Raw genomic sequence first — 17,882 nt, forward strand, 5'->3', positions numbered from 1 at the left:
TGAGCCGCGCATCGGAGATCGTCGGCCGCGTTCACGCCGCCGCCGCGCCGGACTTCAGCAGGTTCGCCTCGGCGAACACGACCGCCTGCTCGAACGATTTTTCCATCTTGCGGACCATCTCCAGCATCTGCGCCGGCTCCATCGTCGCCGAGCCGAGCTCGAGCTCGCGCGACAGGCGCGACAGCGCCGCGAAGCCGAACGTCGCCGACGAGCTCTTGATCGAGTGCGCCTCACGCTTCAGCTCGAGGCGATCCTCGAACTTGCTGGCGAGCGTGCCGAACTTGCTGGAGGTGTCGTCCAGGAACGTTCTGAGCACTTCCAGCGCATCCTCCTCGCCGAGCTCGGAGATCAGGATCTGATAGACGGATTCATCGAATTGCACCAAGTCGGTCATGCAACAAGCCTTTCCTTGTTTGTAGCAGCGGCCGCGCGGAGCAGAGCGGCATTCAATCGATCGCGCGTGACCGGCTTGGTCACGAAGTCGTTCATGCCGGCGTCCGTGCACGCCAGGTGATCCTGGCTGGTGGCGTTGGCCGTCAGCGCGATGATGTAGATGTCCTGCGCCGGGGGCGGCAGCGAGCGGATCATCCGCGTCGCCGTCAGCCCGTCCATCTCCGGCATCATCATGTCCATCAGGATGAGGTCGTAGGTCTGCTTCTGCACGGCGGCGACCGCCTGCGTGCCGTTCTCCACCAGCTCGTAGCTGTGACCCAGCTTGTCCAGAAGCTTCTTGATCACGAACTGATTGGTGAGATTGTCCTCGGCCACGAGGATCTTCAGCGGCTCGACGCTGGCCGGGCGCTCCTCCGCCTTCGTCTCACCGACCGGGACGATGGTCGCCTCGGGCGCGCTGACCTGCTCGACGTCGGGCTGCGGCTGAGGCTGGACCTGGATGGAGAAGGTGAAGGTGCTGCCTTCGCCGACCTTGCTCTGCACCTTGATGTCACCGCCCATGCAGGTGACGAGGCGCTTGCAGATCGCGAGCCCAAGCCCGGTGCCGCCGAAGCGGCGCGAGATCGAGTTGTCGACCTGCGAGAACTGCTTGAACAGGCGGCCGACGGCTTCCGCCGGAATGCCGACGCCGGTGTCGGCGACGGAGAACACCAGGGTCAGGTTCGGCCCGGCGAGATCCTCGGCCCGCACGTCGATATGAACGCTGCCGGCTTCGGTGAATTTGAGGGCGTTGCCGACCAGGTTGAACAGCACCTGGCGCAGCCGCGCCGGGTCGCCGACCACGTAGTTCGGCACCTCCGGCGCGATCGAGGTCGTCAGCTGCAGCCCCTTCTCCTTGGCACGGGACACCAGGAGCTCGGCCGTCGCCGTCACCGAGCGATGCAGGTCGAACTCGATATGCTCGATCTCCAGACGATCGGCATCGAGCTTCGAGAAGTCGAGCACGTCGTTGAGGAGTTGCAGCAGATAGTCTGCCGATTCACGCAAGGTGGTAGCGATCTTGCGCTGCTCCGGCGCGAGATCGGCCGACAGAAGGAGATCGGCCAAGCCGATGACGCCGTTCATGGGCGTGCGGATCTCGTGGCTCATCATCGCCAGGAATTCCGAACGCGCCCGCGTGCCGGCTTCCGCCGCGTCGCGCGAGGCGGCAAGGCCCGCCTGGTAGCGCGCGATCAGGACCGTGATGATGCCGATGACGACGGTCAGCAGCGCTCCCACCAGCAGATCGCGATCGCGATTGACCTTGAAGGCGCTGAAGATCTCCTCGGACGCCTGGCCGACGATGACCACCAGCGGCTGCTCCTTGATACGCTGGAAGGTATAGATGCGGGATACGCCGTCGATCAGACTCTTGACCGTGTAGGAGCCGCTATCCTTCTGCTGGACGGCGGTCATCACCGGGCTGCCGGCGAGCGAGGATCCGACGCCGGCGGGACCCGCCGAGGCGCGCGCGCGCACGATGCCGTCGAGGCCGACAAGCGTGACGTTGCCCTTGTTGCCGAGATCAACCGTGTTGTAGAAGCTCGACAGATATTCCGGATCGAGCGAGACCACGACGACGCCGCCGAACGAGCCGTCCGGCATGACGATCCGCCGCGTCAGCTGGATCGACCATTTGTTGGAGACGCGCCCGAAGATCGGCTTGCTGATGAAGAGGAAGTCGTCCTTGCCGTCGGCGTGGACGCGGAAGTGCTCGCGATCGCGCAGGTCGAGCCCGCGCATTTTCGGATCGATGTTGCTGGACAGCATGATGCCGTCCTTGCCGATCACGACCACCTGGAACGAGAAGTCGGACAAGAACTGGCTGTTCTTCGACCACAGCGACATGTCGAAGTTCTGCGGGTCCTTGGCATAGGAATCGCGGACGTAGCGCAGGGTCTGGTCCGCGGCGCGGATCGAGCGGATGATCTGCTCCTCGAAGGCACGCGCCAGATTGGAGCCGTTCTTGAGCGCCGACTGCTCGGTGCGTGCGTATTCTTCCGAAATCGTATAAAAGATGCCGGACCATACCAGCGCGATCGCCGACAGGCCGATCACCGCGCTGCCGAAATGCCCGATCAGCCGCACCACCCTGTCGACGGCCCGGTCGAGCCGGCCGAAAAACGGCATCGATTTCGATATCAGCCTGCGCATCTCTCTCGCCCTCGAAAGACATGCCTATCCGGACAGGCTAGCCATCAGGTAAAGCTTGATGGATAAAATCTTCTCAACGAGCGAGAGCCGCTTAACCTTCGGCCGATCCGGCGGGCTGACGGGTAATCAGTCACCGAAATCGCGGGTTTGAGCTGGCGCCGACGCCTCGCCCCCGTAATCGCCCGGATGCGCTCTCCGGCCGGGCTGAGGCCGGCATTGCCGGCGAGTGCCGCACCGTCGTGCGGTGCGGCCCCTGAACGTGCTGCGCGCAGCCGTACTCAGTGAATCTCGGCCGAGCGCTTCAGCGCGGCCTTCAGCTTCTCGAGCGAGAAATCCGCCGATCGCGCGATCTCCAGGATCGGCGTCTCGCGGCGGGCGCATAGCTCGGCCGCCTCGGGCAGCTTGGCGGCGATGTCATGGGGGATCACGATCGCGCCGTGACGATCGGAATGGATCAAATCGTCGGAGCGCACCGTCATCCCGGCAACGCGGACCTCGCCGCCGAAACCTTCGGCATGAACCCACGCATGCGAGGGTCCGATCGAGCCCGCCAGCGCCTGGAAGCCATCAGCCCATTGCGGAATGTCGCGGATCGAGCCGTCGGTGATCACGCCGAGGCAACCGAGCGCCTTGTGCACGCTGCTCTGCACCTCGCCCCAGAACGCGCCGTAGCCGATATCGGGGCCGTCGATGTCCTGGATCACCACGATGCGGGGGCCGTGGCCGGTGCCGACATATTCATAGTAGTCGGTGCGCCGCCTCGCCTGCTCCTCGGCGGGCAGGCCGGACTTGACCACGGACCGGATCGTCGCGGTGCGGGCATAGCCGACCATCGGCGGCAGATCAGGGAACGGGCAGACCAGCGGCTTGGTGGTGTAGCCGATCAGGCGGCGCTCGGGCGCCACGATCTCCATGGCATTGCAGATCGTCGGGGTGTCGTAGCGCGCGAGCGCCTCGAGGACGGAAGCAGCGAGGGGCGCGGCGGCAGAGCTTGTCACGGGCGTTTTCTCCGGATGCTGCGGACAGACGTGATCGCCGTCCTTGGATCCGGTATAACTGACGCGTCCGAGCCGGCAAAGCTTCGGGCCGGTCTACGGCCCTGCGCTCAGTGCAGACGATCCGGTGCTCGCGGCTCCTGCTCGGCCGGCACGCCTGCAGGCACGAAGGGCTCCGCCGACGTCGAGGGCGATTGCGCCGCCGCGCCGGCGTCGCCAAGAGCTGCGGCATGCCGCGCCGCCTGCTGACGGTACAGCCGCCAGCCGAACGGCAGGCTGAGCATATAGAGGATCGAGCCCGCCGACAGGATGTGCCAGGGATAGACCACCAGTAGCGCGACGAAGAACACCACCGCGGCGAACACCGGCAGCACGAGCTCAGGGGCGACGCGCATCCGCGCGGTCTTGCCGGAGAACACGGGCAGCCGCGACACCATCAGGAAGGCGATCAGCAGCGTGTAGAACGCGGTCACCAGCGCGGGCGGCTTCGGCAGGTCCAGAAACGCCAGATAGACCGGCAGCAGCACCGTGATCGCGCCGAGCGGCGCCGGCACGCCGGTGAAGAAATTGGCGGCGAAGGGCGGCTTGTTGGGGTCGTCGATGCTGGCATTGAAGCGCGCCAGCCGCAGCCCGCCGCTGATGGCGTACATCATGGCGGCGATCCAGCCGCCGTCGCGCAGTTCGTGAAGCTGCCAGAAATACAGGATCAGGCCCGGTGCCACGCCGAAATTCACGAAATCGGCCAGGCTATCGAGCTCGGCACCGAACTTCGACTGCCCCTTGATCATGCGCGCGATGCGGCCGTCGATACCATCCAGGAAGGCGGCGAAGACGATGGCCCCGACCGCGAGCTCCATCCGGCCCTCGGTCGACAGCCGGATCGCGGTCAAGCCGGCGCAGATCGCCAGCAGGGTGATCATGTTCGGCACCAGCAGCCGCACCGGGATCGGGCGGAAGCGGCGACGGCGCAGTTCGGAAGAGTTCGGATCGAAGCTCATGATCACACCGCAGAGTGGCAGGTCTCGACCTTGTGCCGGATCGCGACCCAAGGTCCCGTTAATGAGTCACACCGGCCCGGCGACGGTTCACTGGCTCCGGAAGCTCAGTCCGGGCACCGCCACGTCGAAATCGGCCAGGATGGTTTCGCCGGCAATGGCGGTCTGGCCTTCCGAGACCAGAACCTCCGTGCCGTCGGGCAGATAGACGTCGAGGCGCGAGCCGAACCTGATCAGCCCGAAGCGCTCCCCGGCCCCGACGGTCTGGCCTTCACGGACGAACGACACGATCCGCCGCGCCACGAGACCGGCGATCTGGACCACGCCGATCTTGCCGTGCGGCGTCGAGATCGCCAGCGAGTTGCGCTCATTGTCCTCGCTCGCCTTGTCCAGCTCGGCGTTGATGAAGGCGCCGGGACGGTAGGAGATCTTCTCGATCCGGCCGGCAATCGGGCTGCGGTTCACATGCACGTTGAACACGCTCATGAAGATCGAGACACGCAACAGCGGCCGGTCGCCAAGGCCGAGCTCGGCCGGCGGCAGTGCCCGCGTGATCATGGAGATGCGCCCGTCGGCCGGCGCCACCACCAGCCCGTCCCGCTGCGGCGTCACCCGGATCGGATCGCGGAAGAACAGCGCGCACCAGACGGTGAGCAAGGTGCCGATCCAGCCGAGCGGCGTGAAGATCCAGAACAGGACCAGACTGGCCAGGGCAAAGCCCCCGATGAACGGATAGCCCTCGGGATGAATCGGCGGAATCTGCGCGCGGATGGAGTTGCTGATCGACATGGCCTGCTTCGTTGAGATGTCGTCCCTCTGACCTCAGAGCGGACCGCCGCCTTGACTAGGTCGATGCGCGGCCAAGGTCAAAATGATTCCTTAACTGTGGATCAAGGCGGTTCGCGGGCTCATTCGGCCGCCGTGGCGACCGGATCCGTGGCCACCGGCGGATTGCGGTTCGGTGCAGCAGCGTCGTCGCCGATCTGCGCCAGCTTCTCGCGCGCCTCCTCGGCCTCGCGCTGCCGGTTCCACATGCCGGCATACAGCCCGCCTCGCGCCAGCAGGTCGGCATGGGTGCCCCGCTCGGCGATCCGGCCGCGGTCGAGCACGATGATCTCGTCCGCCGCCACGATGGTCGACAGCCGGTGCGCGATCACCAGCGAGGTGCGGTTGCGCGACACGCCGTCCAGTGCCTCCTGGATCTCGTGCTCGGTGTGGCTGTCCAGCGCCGAGGTGGCCTCGTCGAGCACCAGGATCGGCGGTCCCTTCAGGATCGTCCGCGCGATCGCCACCCGCTGCTTCTCGCCGCCGGACAGCTTGAGGCCGCGTTCGCCGACCTGGGTCTCATAGCCCTTGGGCGCCATCCGGATCAGGCCGTCGATCTGGGCCAGCCGCGCCGCCTCCTCGACCGCGGCATCGTCGGCGTCCCAGCGGCCGTAGCGGATGTTGTAGCGGATGGTGTCGTTGAACAGCACCGTGTCCTGCGGCACCATGCCGATCTGGGCGCGCAGCGACACCTGGGTGACGTCGCGGATGTCCTGCCCGTCGATCAGGATGCGACCGCCGGAGACGTCATAGAGGCGGAACAGCAGCCGCGAGATGGTCGACTTGCCGGCGCCGGACGGCCCCACGATGGCGACCGTCTTGCCGGCCGGCACCTCGAAGCTCAGCCCTTGCAGGATCGGCCGCTCCGGCTCGTAGGCGAAGCGGACGTCCTCGAAGCGGACATGGCCCGATGTCACGACCAGCGGCGTCGCCCCGGGCGCGTCCTTGACCTCCGCGTCCCTGGTGAGCACGCCGAACATCATCTCGATGTCGATGATCGCCTGCTTGATCTCGCGATAGACCATGCCCATGAAGTTCAGCGGCTGGTACAGCTGGATCATCATGCTGTTGATCATGACGAAGTCGCCGACCGTGTTGCGCCCCTGGCGCACGCCCTGCGCGCACATCAGCATCGCGACCGTGAGCCCGATCGTGAAGATCACGGCCTGCCCGGCGTTCAGCACCGCCAGCGAGGTGTAGGTCTTCACGCTGGCGCGCTCATAGCGCTCCATCGAGCGGTCGTAGCGCTCGGCCTCGCGGGCCTCGGCGCCGAAATACTTCACCGTCTCATAGTTGAGAAGCGAGTCGATCGCCTTGGTGTTGGCGTCGGTATCTGAGTCGTTCATGCGGCGCCGGATCTCGATGCGCCACTCGGTCGCGATGTAGGTGTAGTAGAGATAGGCTGCGACCATGGTCAGCGTCACTAGCACGTAGCGCCAGTCGAACTGCCACAGCAGCACGGCGGTCAGCAGCGAGACCTCGACGATGGTCGGGATCAGCTGCAGGATCACCATCCGCACGATGGTTTCGATCGCGTTGCGGCCTCGCTCGAGCACACGCGTCAATCCGCCGGTCTTGCGCTCCAGATGAAAGCGCAGCGACAATTCGTGCATGTGGACGAAGGTGATGGTCGCGAGCTTGCGCACCGCATGCATCGCGACGCGGGCGAAAATACCGTCGCGCCATTGCGTCAGTACCGCCATCAGCACGCGCATCGCGCCGTAGCTCGCCGTCATCACGATCGGCGAGGCGACCAGCCAGAACGCCCAGTCGTCCGGCTTGATCGGCGCGGTGTTGGCGCCCGTCAGCGCGTCGGTGGCCCATTTGAAGGTGAAGGGCAGCACCAAGGTCGCGACCTTGGCCGCGAGCAGCAGCACGACAGACCACAACACCCGCATTTTCAGATCGGCGCGATCGCTCGGCCAGATGAAGGGCCAGAGATGCCGCAGGGTGCCAGCCAGCGTTCCCTGCTCGAGGGACGCGGGCGGCTGAGCGGCGCCGTGATGGGGGGAGGAATCAGGAGGCATCAAGCGATCTGGAACAGCGAGGGTCTTGGCATGTTGTGATGCCGGGCGTTGCCTGCGTCATATAGAGTGTCCGTGCGCCGGATGCACCCGTGTGCCCACGGAAACCGTTGCGGCGGCGCAGTATTTGCATATTTGTTTTCCGACAAATGGATCGAAACCGTCGGCATCACACGATGAAATCCCGGGAATTCACCCCATCCGCCTCCGTCTTGACGCCTTTCAGCTGCAGTGTCACATCCATCACATGACTGAAATCCGCACCGTCTGTGTCTATTGCGGCTCCGGCCCGGGCACCAATCCCAGCTTCATCGAATCGGCGAAGGCACTTGGCAAGGCGCTCGCCGACAACGGCGTCAGGCTCGTCTATGGCGGCGGCTCCATCGGCATGATGGGCGCGGTCGCCAAGGCCGTGCTCGATCATGGCGGCGACGTCACCGGCATCATCCCTGACTTCCTGGTGAAGAAGGAGGTCATGATGCCGCTGAAGGATCTGATCGTCACGCCCGACATGCACGAGCGCAAGCGGCTGATGTTCGAGCATTCCGATGCGTTCGTCGCCTTACCCGGCGGCATCGGCACACTCGAGGAGCTGGTCGAGCAGCTGACCTGGAAGCAGTTGGGACGCCACGCCAAGCCGGTGCTGATGGCCAATATCGACGGCTTCTGGGAGCCGCTGTTCGCCCTGCTCGCCCACATGCGGGAAACCGAGTTCATCCGCCCCGGCTTCCAGATCGAGCTGCTCAAGGCCGACCGCACCGAGGACATCCTGCCGCGGCTGCGCGAGGCCGCCGCCCGCGTCGCCAAGGAAGAGACCGAGATGGCGCCGGAGATTGCCAAGCGGCTGTGACTCCCTACTCGCTGGGAAACGTCACCGCCTCGATCCGGTTACCATCGGGATCGAGCACGAAGGCCGCATAATAGCGCACGCGATCATGCGGCCGCAGCCCCGGCGCGCCGTCCGAGATGCCGGCTGCTTCAACAGCTGCCGCGTGGAACGCATCGACCTCGGCCGTGGTCTTGGCGCGCAAGCAGAGATGCGAGCCGGTGTCGGCCGGCACGCGCGCCATCGCCGGGCGCAGGTTGATCCAGAGCTCCGGATAGGTTTTGCCGAAGCCGATGGTGGCAGGCCGCTCGACCAGCCGGGTCATGCCGAGCGGCGCCAGCGCAAGCCCGTAGAAGCGCGCGCTGCGGGCGAGGTCGCTGACACCGACGGAGACGTGGTCGATCATGCGTTGACTCCCCGCTCTCTCCATTCGTCATTGCGAGGAGCGAAGCGACGAAGCAATCCAGAGCCGAGGGCGGAACTCTGGATTGCTTCGCTTCGCTCGCAATGACGGCTCCTCATTGTCATCCCGGCGCGCCTGATTTCACCAGCTTGTAGAACACTGAATCCATCAGCGCCTGGAACGAGGCGTCGATGATGTTGGGCGACACGCCGACCGTGGTCCAGCGCTCGCCGGTCTCGTCAGCGCTCTCGATCAGCACCCGCGTCACTGCCTCGGTGCCGCCATTGAGGATGCGGACTCGGTAGTCGATCAGCTTGAGGCCGTCGATGAAGCCCTGATACTTGCCGAGATCCTTGCGCAAGGCAACGTCGAGCGCATTCACCGGGCCGTTGCCTTCGGCGGCGGAGATCAGCCGCTCGCCGGCGACGTCGACCTTGACCACCGCCAGCGCCACCGTGACGCGCTCGCCGAGCGCGTTGTAGCGCTGCTCGACATTGACGTCGAACTGCTCGACCCGGAAATACTCCGGCACGGAGCCGAGCGTACGCCGCGCCAGCAGCTCGAACGAGGCGTTCGCGGACTCATAGGCATAGCCCAAGGCCTCGCGCTCCTTCAGCTCCTCGACCAGCCGCGTCAGCTTCGGATCGCTCTTGCTGAAGGGAATGCCGCCGCGCTCCAGCGCTGCGATCACGTTGGAACGGCCGGCCTGGTCCGACACAAGCACCTTGCGATGATTGCCGACGCTCTCGGGCAGCACATGCTCATAAGTGTGCGGATCCTTCAGCACCGCAGAGGCATGGATGCCGGTCTTGGTGACGAATGCGCTCTCGCCGACGTAAGGCGCATGCCGGTTCGGCGCGCGGTTGAGCATGTCGTCGAGCGTGCGTGACACCTTCATCAGGCCGCCGAGCTGCTGGTCGGAGACGCCGATCTCGAACTTGTCAGCGAACTCCGCCTTCAGCTTCAGGGTCGGAATCAGCGAGCACAGATTGGCATTACCGCAGCGCTCGCCAAGCCCGTTCAACGTGCCCTGGATCTGGCGCACGCCGGCGCGCACCGCGGCCAGCGAGTTCGCCACCGCCTGCTCGGTGTCGTTATGGGCGTGAATGCCGAGATGATCGCCTGGCACATGCTTGGCGACCTCGCCGACGATGGCCTCGATCTCATGCGGCATGGTGCCGCCATTGGTGTCACACAGCACGACCCAACGCGCGCCGGCCTCATACGCGGCTCGCGCACAGGCCAGCGCGAACTCGGCATTCTCCTTGTAGCCGTCGAAGAAATGCTCACAGTCGAGCATCACCTCGCGCCCGGCCGCCTTGGCCGCAGTCACGCTGTCGCGGATCGAGGCGAGGTTCTCCTCGTTGGTCGTCTCGAGCGCGACGCGAACCTGATAGGCTGAGGACTTGGCCACGAAGCAGATCGCATCCGCCTTGGCGTCGAGCAGCGCCGCGACGCCGGGATCGTTCGACACCGACCGCCCGGCGCGCCGCGTCATCCCGAAGGCCGTGAAACGGGCATGTCCGAGCTTGGGCTTGGTCGCGAAGAACTCGCTGTCGAGCGGATTGGCGCCGGGATAGCCGCCCTCGACATAGTCGATGCCGAGATCGTCGAGCATGCGCGCGATGACCTGCTTGTCGGCCAGCGTGAAGTCGACGCCGTTGGTCTGCGCGCCATCGCGCAACGTCGTATCGAACAGATAGAGTCGCTCTCTGCTCATGACTGCGCTCCCGCGCCGAGCGCCTTCTTCATCCTTGTGTTGGCGAGCCACTCGCCATTGATGGAGACGCTGTTGCGCTGCTGCGCGACGTAGCCGCGCTTCCTGAAGAAATCCACCGCAGTGTCGCTGGCATCGACCACCAGCCCCGTCGTGCCGCGAGCGCCGGCAAGCTTCTCCAGCGCATCGCACAGCAGCGCTCCGACGCCCTGCCCCGCGACGCTCGGATGCACGTAGAGCATGTCGATGTGATCGTTGCCCTTCAGCGACGCGAAGCCGACCGGCGCGCCTTTCAGGGTTGCGATCAAGGTCAGCGTCGACGCCAGCTTCTTGCCAAAACACGCCTCGTCGTCGGCAGCGGCGGCCCAGGCCTCCTGCTGCTCCTCGCTGTAGTCGTCCGAGGTCAGCTGCTGGATACTGGCGACGAAGATCGCCGCGAGCAGCGGCGTATCGGCAGCGAGAAACGGCCGGAGCGCCGCCTTCGGAAGAGCCTGTCCCATCGTCTCACCAGAGTCCATAAAGCTTCGTGACCAATGCAACCGCGCCTGCGATCACCGCGAGCTTGAGCAGGATGTAGTACAGCCAGTGCCGCGGGAACGGCGTATCGGGCCTCTTCATCGCGCGATCTCCCAGGTCGTGACCGGCTTGCCGTCGGCGCCCTTGCCATCCTTGAGCACGACGCCCATCGCCGCGAGCTCATCACGAATGCGGTCGGACTCCTTGAAGTCCTTGCGCGCACGGGCGGCGGTGCGCTCGGCGATCAGGCTATCGACCTTGCCGGCGTCGACGCCACGCGCCTGCTGCTTGCGCGCCTCCCATTGCGCCGCCGTTTCGGACAGAAAGCCGAAATAGCGCAACGAGCCGGCAAAAGCGGTGCGAGCGGCGTCATCCCCGGACGACGCCCGTCCGCGCAATGCGTGCAGCTCCGCGATCATCAGCGGCGTATTGATGTCGTCCAGCAGCGCGGCGATGACCGCGGGGTCGGGCTGCTCGCCGGACGCATCGGCCGCGACGCGATACCATTCGTCGAGCGTCTTCGCACTCTCCTCCAGGCCCTTGACCGTCCAATCGGCCGGCGAGCGGTAGTGCATCTTGAGCATGTTGAGGCGTAGCACCTCGCCCGGCCAGTCCGCCAGCAGTTCGCGGATGGTGACGAAGTTGCCGAGACTCTTCGACATCTTCGCGCCCTCGACCTGCACGAACTCGTTGTGCAGCCAGTAGTTCGCCATGACCGAGGTGCCATGGGCGCAGCGCGACTGCGCGATCTCGTTCTCATGATGCGGGAAGATCAGGTCGAGACCGCCGCCATGGATGTCGAAGACGTCACCGAGATAGGCGGCGCTCATCGCCGAGCATTCGATGTGCCAGCCCGGGCGGCCGCGACCCCATGGGCTGTCCCAGCCCGGCTCGTCATCGGACGACTGCTTCCATAGCACGAAATCAGCCGCATCCTTCTTGTGCGCATCGACCGCGACGCGGGCGCCGGCGAGCTGCTCGTCGAGCTTGCGGCCCGACAGCGCGCCATATTCCGGCATCGATCGGGTATCGAACAGAACCTCGCCCGCAGCCTCATAGGCATGCCCGCGCGCGATCAGCTGGCGGATCAACGTCACCATGTCGGCCTTGCCGTCCGCGCGCGGCAATACGAAATCGGTCGCGCGCGGCTCGAAGGTCGGCGGCAGGCTGCCGAGCGCAGCGGTGTCGCTGCGAAACTGATTGGCTGTGACCTCGGTGACCTTCCGAATCGCCTCGTTCAGCGGCAGCCCCGGATAGTCGCGCGCGGCCCGCGCGTTGATCTTGTCGTCGACGTCCGTGATGTTGCGGACATAGGTCACGTGCTCGGGGCCATAGAGATGCCGCAGCAGCCGGAACAGCACGTCGAAGACGATCACGGGCCGCGCATTGCCGATATGGGCGAAGTCGTAGACGGTCGGTCCGCAGACATACATGCGGACATTGTTCGGATCGAGCGGCACGAAGGGGCGCTTCTCCCGCGACGCGGTGTCGTACAAACGCAAGTCCATGGTCAGTCCCCGAATGCCTCAGTCCCGAATGCCTGTGCCCGCGTCTCGCCAAGCGAGACGCAACGGGTGTCCTCCGCCAGATGACGGCCCGAAGACGGGCGGCCACGGCAAACAGCACGCTTCCGACCTGCCGGCGGGGCGTCCTGATCATCTCTGTTGAGAAAAGACGGCCTCAGCCAGCGAATCGCTAGCGCGTAATCTCGCGGCAAATGCAGCAGATGGCGAGGAAACCGTTCATGGGTTTCACCATGATGCAGCGGGATGTTGCCGTCAAGAGCCGCAAATCGGCCGCTTTCACCGCCCAAATCGTCCCGCCCTGCCTCATGGTTAATCATTTTTAACCTTTTTGGCCTAACCGTGAGTTGTAGCCATCATCGACCGGTGCACCATGCGCTTCTCCTCGGGCCTGCTCGCCTGCTGTGTCCTCCTCGCCGCCGCGACCACCGCCTCGGCCGAGAGCCGAATCTTCATCATCGCCAACGAGGCCGACGGCTACGGCGTCGACCAGTGCCTGGCCAAGGGCGACAAATGCGGCGCCCCGGCCGCCCGCTCCTACTGCCAATCACGGGATTTTGCACAGGCCTCCTCCTACCGCCGCGTCGACCCCGACGAGATCACCGGTTCGGTGCCGAAAGCCGGCGCGAGCTGCGCTCATGGCGGCTGCAGCGAGTATGTCGCGATCACCTGCCAGCGCTGACGGCTTCGGGAACGACTGTTCCCGCCACGCCAGCGCCCCGGAAACGACGTGACGCTGCCCGACAAAGCGGCTATGGGATGCGCGCCGCTGCCGCGATTTTTCCGAATTCTGTGCTCGTCCCGCGGCAGCACCCATGGACCGGAATACCGCATCTTGATCGCATCCCTGTCTCCGCGCCTGTTGGCCTGCACCGCGCTGCTCGGACTGACCCTGACCGGCTCGCACGCCCTGGCGCAATCCAGCTCCGATTCCTACGCGCAGATGGCCCCGGGTCAGCCGCAGGCCGGCGTCAACCCGATCTGTCCGCGTCTCGAGGCTCAGCTCGCCTCGATCGACCGTGGCGGTGGCGGCGGTGATCCGGCACGCGAGGACCAGATTCGGCGCTATCAGGACGCTGCCGCCAAGCAGCAGGCCGAGCTCGATCGAGTCAGCATGCAGGCCAAGCGCATGGGCTGCGACAGCCCCGGCTTCTTCTCGATCTTCAACGGTCGCGCGGCCGAATGCCAACCGGTCAACAATCAGATCCAGCAGATGCGCTCCAATCTGGACCAGATCACCGGCAGCCTGGAGCGGCTGCGCGGCGGCGGGTTCGGCGGCGAACGCGACAACCAGCGCCGCTCGGTGCTGGCCGCGCTCGGCCAGAACAATTGCGGGCCGCAGTACCAGCAATACGCGAATCGCGGTGGCGGCGGAAACGCCGGCGGCAATTTCCTGACCAGCCTGTTCGGTGGCGGCGCCGACAGCAACCCGGCGGCCTCGCTGCCGCCGCCGAGCGCCGATCTCGCCGCCCCGCAGGGCACCTATCGCACCGTCTGCGTCCGCACCTGCGACGGCGCCTATTTCCCGATCTCGTTTGCCACCGTTCCCGGCCGCTTCGCCGATGACGAACGCGCCTGCAAGGCGCAATGCCCGGCCGCCGACGCGACCTTGTTCACCTATCGCAATCCCGGCGAGGACATGAATCAGGCGGTGTCGGTCAACGGCCAGTCGTACACCGCGCTGCCGAACGCGTTCAAATATCGCACCGAGTTCAACCCCTCCTGCTCGTGCAAGGCGCCAGGCCAGACCTGGGCGGATGCTCTGAAGTCGATCGACGAGAGGGCCTCGGCCGCCGAGCAGGGTGACATCATCGTCACCGAGGAGAGCGCCAAGCGGATGCAGCAGCGCCAGACCGGCAAGCCTGTCGCCGGCAAGAAGGGCGCGGCGCCCGCAGATGCGGCTCCGGCGACCACGACCGCCGACACCACGACCGGCGCCGGCGGCGACAAGCAGATCCGCACGGTCGGCCCGACCTTCATCCCGGCGCGCTGAGCAGTCTCGCCGGGTCATCTGCATCATCCTTCAGTCTCAGCACGGGCGATGAGATCGGGCGAGATCACCTCGCCCGACGGCCCGCGCGCGTCCGCGGGTGTCCAGCGATTGCGCAGCGCGGCCAGACGAGCAGCCTGCGCCGGGGCGATGTCGCCGAGCGCAGCGACGATGCCGCTCCGGCCGGCGATCCCACCGCTGACATCGACGGCAAGCGCGCCCGATTGATTCGCCAGTGCCGCCAGCAACGTGCTGCGCAGCCGCACCAGCAGATCGCGATGGGCATCGACCGGCAGCGGGCCGGGCAGGATCGTTTCAACACCTTCGATGGCCGCCGCGATCGGCACGATCTCGGCGGCAATACCGAGCCGCGCCGCGAACGCGATCGCCTCGTCCCGCAGCTGCTGCGGCGTGTCCGGCCCGGCCAGCAGCACGGCGCGAACCTCGTCGGCTCCGAGTGCATCGACGGCCAGGGCCAGTGACAGCGCGGATTCGATGCCTGCCGCCAAGCCCAATATCGCGTCGCTGAAGCCTGCCTTGGCGACGCGGTCGCGCAGGCGGAGCACATGGGCGGCATAGTCCGCCTCGTCGCCCTCGATCAGCTCGGCAACCGGCCCGCGGCACTGCCAGCCGTCATCTCCCCTGCGCCATGCCAGCGTGGTCACGTGCTCGACGAAGCCCGGCAACTGCGCGGCGATCGAGAGATCGGCGTTGAGTGCGAAGGACGCGCCGTCGAACACTTCGCCGTCGTGACCGCCGGTCTGATTGAGCCAGAGCAGCGGCAGGTCGCTCTCGGTGACGCGCGCCACGGCCGCCGACAGCCGGCGGTCGCCATCGCCGCGGATGTAGCGCGCGGCGGCGGCGACCACGACCAGCTCGGCGCCGGTCTCGGCCAGCGTCTCGACGACGTTCTCGTCGCTGGGCTGCTCGGGCCAGATGTCCTCGCCGATCGCGACGCCGATGCGCATGCCGCGCACGCTGATCGGGCCGGCCGCGGGGCCGCGCGCGAACAGCCGCTTCTGATCACCCGGCAAATTGGTCTTGAAGCGCGTCGCGGCGATGCGGCCGCCGTCGAGGAGCGCAAGGGCGTTGTAGAGCTTGCCGTTGTCGCTCCATGGCGTGCCGATCAGCATCGCCGGCCCGCCATCGGCGGCCTCGCGCGCCAGGGCTTCGACGGCGTCGCGGCAGTCGGCCTCGATGCGCGGCGTCAGCTCCGCGGCAAGGCCGCCGGCGATGAACAGCTCCGGCAGCACCACGAGATCGGCGTCGGCGGCGTTCGCCAGAACCTCCCGGGCCTTGGCGGCGTTGCCCGCGATGTCGCCCACCGTCGGATTGAGCTGCGCCAGCGTGATCCTGAAACCGTCAGCGGCCATCGCTCAACTCGTTCACAACAGCCCGATCCGCTCGGCGATCGCGAACAGCCAGAAGCCGCCGGACATCAAGAGCGCAACGCCGACTGCGGCCGAGCCGAGATCCTTGACCCGGCCGATCTGCAGATCGTGCTCGGTGGTCAGGCGATCGGCGAGCTTCTCGATCGCTGTGTTCAAGAGCTCGACCACCAGCACCAGCAGGACGGCGCAGACCAGCTCGACGCTGCGCATCGGCGTCACGCCGATCACATAGGCGAGCGGCAGCGACAAAACGAAGGCGATCACCTCCTCGCGCACCGCCTGCTCGGAGCGGAGCGCGAAGGAAAGACCATTGCGCGAGTTGAGCGTCGCGCGCCAGAAGCGCAGCATCAGAAGCCCGCGACCGCCGGAATCGGAGACGACTTGCCGCCGCGCTGCTGCTTCAACAGCTCGGCGATCAGGAACGCCATGTCGATCGACTGCTCGGCGTTCAGCCGGGGATCGCACACCGTGTGATAGCGGTCGTTGAGATCCTCGTCGGTGATCGCGCGCGCGCCGCCGATGCATTCGGTGACGTCCTTGCCGGTCATCTCCAGATGAATGCCGCCGGCATGGGTGCCCTCGGCGGCATGCACCGCGAAGAAGGCGCGGACCTCCGATACGATGCGATCGAACGGCCGGGTCTTGTAGCCCGAGTTCGAGGTGATGGTGTTGCCGTGCATCGGATCGCACGACCACACCACCTTGCGCCCCTCCCGCTGCACCGCGCGGATCAGCCCCGGCAGGTGATCGCCGACCTTGTCGGCGCCGAAGCGGTTGATCAGGGTCAGCCGGCCCGGCTCGTTGTCGGGGTTGAGAATGTCGATCAGCTTGATCAGTTCGTCCGGCTTCAGCGACGGGCCGCATTTCAGGCCGATCGGGTTCTTGATGCCGCGGAAATACTCGACATGGCCGTGATCGAGCTGGCGGGTGCGGTCGCCGATCCAGATGAAATGGCCCGAGGTCGCGTACCAGTCCCCGGTCGTGGAGTCGACGCGGGTGAAGGCCTGCTCGTAGCCGAGCAGCAGCGCCTCGTGGCTGGTGTAGAAATCGGTGGCGCGCAGCTCCGGATGGCTCTCGAGATCGAGGCCGCAGGCGCGCATGAAATTGAGCGCCTCGGAGATGCGGTCGGCGAGCTCCTTGTAGCGCCGCGACTGCGGAGAATCCTTGACGAAGCCGAGCATCCACTGGTGCACGCTGCCGAGATTGGCGAAGCCGCCGGTGGCGAACGCACGCAGCAGGTTCAAGGTCGCGGCCGACTGCCGGTAGGCATCGAGCTGGCGCTGCGGGTTGGGGATGCGCGCCTCCGGGGTGAAGGCGGTGTCATTGACGATGTCGCCGCGATAGCTCGGCAGCTCGACGCCGTTGACCTTCTCGGTCGGCGACGAGCGCGGCTTGGCGAACTGGCCGGCGATGCGGCCGACCTTCACCACCGGCACCGCGCCGGCATAGGTCATGACCACGGCCATCTGCAGCAGCACGCGGAAGAAGTCGCGGATGTTGTTGGCGCCGTGCTCGGCAAAGCTCTCGGCGCAGTCGCCGCCCTGCAGCAGGAAGGCTTCGCCCGCGGCGACACGCGCCAGCGATTTCTTCAGGTTGCGCGCCTCGCCGGCGAACACCAGCGGCGGGAAGGTCGCGAGCTGCGCCTCGACCTCGGCCAGCGCCTTCTGGTCGGGATAGTCAGGCACCTGCTGCACCGGCTTGGACCGCCAGCTCTCCGGGCTCCAGCGCTCCGTCATGGCTCTCTACTCCCTCTGGACATCCGCTCGCTCGTTCCCCCGCAGCGGCGCGCCGCGTTATACACAGCCCGTCTCCGAACTGCCATCCGGAATTTAAGTCGTTCGTCCAAGCCCTTGCTGCTACGGATGGATTTTGGCCCGGCCGAGATTCCGTATGATCCCGTAGCCCCCTCTTTCTCCCCGTCATTGCGAGCGCAGCGAAGCAATCGAGGGTGGTGGGCGGGACTCTGGATTGCTTGCGCCTTCGCTCTCCGAGCTCGTGGACACGTCGCTGCGCTCGCAATGACGTGGGGTGACGACTTTGCCCCGCATGACGACCGCCTGTCTCGGATGGAAGAGCAGTGTCTCCACAATC

At 66.2% G+C, this 17,882-nt stretch carries 16 protein-coding genes; 3 read left to right on the forward strand and 13 right to left on the reverse strand.

The annotated features are described in order from the left end of the window. Positions 1 to 31 precede the first annotated feature (31 nt). From QXZ94_RS12955 to QXZ94_RS12980, 6 genes are all read right to left on the reverse strand, one after another. Positions 32 to 394 (reverse strand): Hpt domain-containing protein, encoded by a 363-nt coding sequence (locus tag QXZ94_RS12955; protein WP_315720732.1) that lies wholly within the window; start codon positions 392 to 394, stop codon positions 32 to 34. Continuing rightward, positions 391 to 2,586, reverse strand: coding sequence for a hybrid sensor histidine kinase/response regulator (locus QXZ94_RS12960; RefSeq protein WP_315720733.1), 2,196 nt, complete (start codon positions 2,584 to 2,586; stop codon positions 391 to 393). Before QXZ94_RS12960 ends, QXZ94_RS12955 begins: the two co-directional genes overlap by 4 nt. A 278-nt stretch (positions 2,587 to 2,864) precedes the next feature. Next, positions 2,865 to 3,584: an RraA family protein gene (locus QXZ94_RS12965; RefSeq protein WP_172113446.1), complete on the reverse strand. Its 720-nt coding sequence runs from the start codon at positions 3,582 to 3,584 to the stop codon at positions 2,865 to 2,867. A gap of 107 nt (positions 3,585 to 3,691) precedes the next feature. Further along, a complete protein-coding gene (locus QXZ94_RS12970) occupies positions 3,692 to 4,579 on the reverse strand; it encodes a phosphatidylcholine/phosphatidylserine synthase (protein WP_315720734.1) in 888 nt (295 codons plus the stop codon). A gap of 87 nt (positions 4,580 to 4,666) precedes the next feature. Continuing rightward, positions 4,667 to 5,383 (reverse strand): phosphatidylserine decarboxylase, encoded by a 717-nt coding sequence (locus tag QXZ94_RS12975; protein ID WP_311976770.1) that lies wholly within the window; start codon positions 5,381 to 5,383, stop codon positions 4,667 to 4,669. Between the two features lie 101 nt (positions 5,384 to 5,484). After that, positions 5,485 to 7,428 (reverse strand): ABC transporter ATP-binding protein/permease, encoded by a 1,944-nt coding sequence (locus QXZ94_RS12980; protein ID WP_315720735.1) that lies wholly within the window; start codon positions 7,426 to 7,428, stop codon positions 5,485 to 5,487. A gap of 244 nt (positions 7,429 to 7,672) precedes the next feature. On the opposite strand from QXZ94_RS12980, the gene QXZ94_RS12985 reads away from it, so the two are divergent. Further along, positions 7,673 to 8,275, forward strand: coding sequence for a TIGR00730 family Rossman fold protein (locus tag QXZ94_RS12985; RefSeq protein ID WP_172113442.1), 603 nt, complete (start codon positions 7,673 to 7,675; stop codon positions 8,273 to 8,275). Between the two features lie 4 nt (positions 8,276 to 8,279). On the opposite strand, the gene QXZ94_RS12990 is transcribed toward QXZ94_RS12985, so the two are convergent. From QXZ94_RS12990 to cysS, 4 genes are all read right to left on the reverse strand, one after another. Next, positions 8,280 to 8,657: a VOC family protein gene (locus QXZ94_RS12990; protein ID WP_315720736.1), complete on the reverse strand. Its 378-nt coding sequence runs from the start codon at positions 8,655 to 8,657 to the stop codon at positions 8,280 to 8,282. 118 nt (positions 8,658 to 8,775) lie between these two features. Beyond that, on the reverse strand, positions 8,776 to 10,374 hold the full coding sequence (cimA, locus tag QXZ94_RS12995; RefSeq protein WP_315720737.1) for a citramalate synthase: 1,599 nt from the start codon (positions 10,372 to 10,374) through the stop codon (positions 8,776 to 8,778). Continuing rightward, positions 10,371 to 10,871 (reverse strand): GNAT family N-acetyltransferase, encoded by a 501-nt coding sequence (locus tag QXZ94_RS13000; RefSeq protein ID WP_315720738.1) that lies wholly within the window; start codon positions 10,869 to 10,871, stop codon positions 10,371 to 10,373. Before QXZ94_RS13000 ends, cimA begins: the two co-directional genes overlap by 4 nt. 114 nt (positions 10,872 to 10,985) lie before the next feature. Further along, on the reverse strand, positions 10,986 to 12,395 hold the full coding sequence (gene cysS, locus QXZ94_RS13005) for a cysteine--tRNA ligase (RefSeq protein WP_315720739.1): 1,410 nt from the start codon (positions 12,393 to 12,395) through the stop codon (positions 10,986 to 10,988). Positions 12,396 to 12,783: 388 nt separating this feature from the next. Here cysS and QXZ94_RS13010 point away from each other — a divergent pair, with 388 nt between their 5' ends. Beyond that, the gene (locus QXZ94_RS13010; RefSeq protein ID WP_315720740.1) at positions 12,784 to 13,092 is read left to right on the forward strand and encodes a hypothetical protein; all 309 of its coding nucleotides are present in this window, start codon (positions 12,784 to 12,786) and stop codon (positions 13,090 to 13,092) included. A gap of 153 nt (positions 13,093 to 13,245) precedes the next feature. Further along, positions 13,246 to 14,403, forward strand: coding sequence for a DUF2865 domain-containing protein (locus tag QXZ94_RS13015; protein WP_172185430.1), 1,158 nt, complete (start codon positions 13,246 to 13,248; stop codon positions 14,401 to 14,403). 23 nt (positions 14,404 to 14,426) lie between these two features. Here QXZ94_RS13015 and QXZ94_RS13020 read toward each other — a convergent pair whose 3' ends face one another. Genes QXZ94_RS13020 through QXZ94_RS13030 form a run of 3 tightly spaced genes read right to left on the reverse strand, consistent with a single transcriptional unit; the run spans position 14,427 to position 17,527 of the window. Further along, positions 14,427 to 15,773, reverse strand: coding sequence for a nitrilase-related carbon-nitrogen hydrolase (locus tag QXZ94_RS13020; RefSeq protein ID WP_315720741.1), 1,347 nt, complete (start codon positions 15,771 to 15,773; stop codon positions 14,427 to 14,429). Positions 15,774 to 15,785: 12 nt separating this feature from the next. After that, complete coding sequence (locus QXZ94_RS13025) at positions 15,786 to 16,139, reverse strand: diacylglycerol kinase (RefSeq protein ID WP_315720742.1); 354 nt, start codon at positions 16,137 to 16,139, stop codon at positions 15,786 to 15,788. Next, positions 16,139 to 17,527: a class II 3-deoxy-7-phosphoheptulonate synthase gene (locus QXZ94_RS13030; RefSeq protein ID WP_315720743.1), complete on the reverse strand. Its 1,389-nt coding sequence runs from the start codon at positions 17,525 to 17,527 to the stop codon at positions 16,139 to 16,141. The genes QXZ94_RS13025 and QXZ94_RS13030 overlap by 1 nt, the downstream gene beginning before the upstream one ends. Positions 17,528 to 17,882: the final 355 nt, after the last annotated feature.

The sequence above is a fragment of the Bradyrhizobium sp. SZCCHNS2022 genome, assembly GCF_032377575.1.
Taxonomy (GTDB): domain Bacteria; phylum Pseudomonadota; class Alphaproteobacteria; order Rhizobiales; family Xanthobacteraceae; genus Bradyrhizobium; species Bradyrhizobium aeschynomenes.

Excerpts from the sequence above, each read along its gene's own strand:
- QXZ94_RS12955 (WP_315720732.1), bottom strand. The coding sequence starts at position 394 with ATGACCGACTTGGTGCAATTCGATGAATCCGTCTATCAGATCCTGATC.
- QXZ94_RS12960 (WP_315720733.1), bottom strand. The coding sequence starts at position 2,586 with ATGCGCAGGCTGATATCGAAATCGATGCCGTTTTTCGGCCGGCTCGAC.
- QXZ94_RS12970 (WP_315720734.1), bottom strand. The coding sequence starts at position 4,579 with ATGAGCTTCGATCCGAACTCTTCCGAACTGCGCCGTCGCCGCTTCCGC.
- QXZ94_RS12980 (WP_315720735.1), bottom strand. The coding sequence starts at position 7,428 with ATGCCTCCTGATTCCTCCCCCCATCACGGCGCCGCTCAGCCGCCCGCG.
- QXZ94_RS12985 (WP_172113442.1), top strand. The coding sequence starts at position 7,673 with ATGACTGAAATCCGCACCGTCTGTGTCTATTGCGGCTCCGGCCCGGGC.
- QXZ94_RS12990 (WP_315720736.1), bottom strand. The coding sequence starts at position 8,657 with ATGATCGACCACGTCTCCGTCGGTGTCAGCGACCTCGCCCGCAGCGCG.
- cimA (WP_315720737.1), bottom strand. The coding sequence starts at position 10,374 with ATGAGCAGAGAGCGACTCTATCTGTTCGATACGACGTTGCGCGATGGC.
- QXZ94_RS13000 (WP_315720738.1), bottom strand. The coding sequence starts at position 10,871 with ATGGGACAGGCTCTTCCGAAGGCGGCGCTCCGGCCGTTTCTCGCTGCC.
- cysS (WP_315720739.1), bottom strand. The coding sequence starts at position 12,395 with ATGGACTTGCGTTTGTACGACACCGCGTCGCGGGAGAAGCGCCCCTTC.
- QXZ94_RS13010 (WP_315720740.1), top strand. The coding sequence starts at position 12,784 with ATGCGCTTCTCCTCGGGCCTGCTCGCCTGCTGTGTCCTCCTCGCCGCC.
- QXZ94_RS13020 (WP_315720741.1), bottom strand. The coding sequence starts at position 15,773 with ATGGCCGCTGACGGTTTCAGGATCACGCTGGCGCAGCTCAATCCGACG.
- QXZ94_RS13025 (WP_315720742.1), bottom strand. The coding sequence starts at position 16,139 with ATGCTGCGCTTCTGGCGCGCGACGCTCAACTCGCGCAATGGTCTTTCC.
- QXZ94_RS13030 (WP_315720743.1), bottom strand. The coding sequence starts at position 17,527 with ATGACGGAGCGCTGGAGCCCGGAGAGCTGGCGGTCCAAGCCGGTGCAG.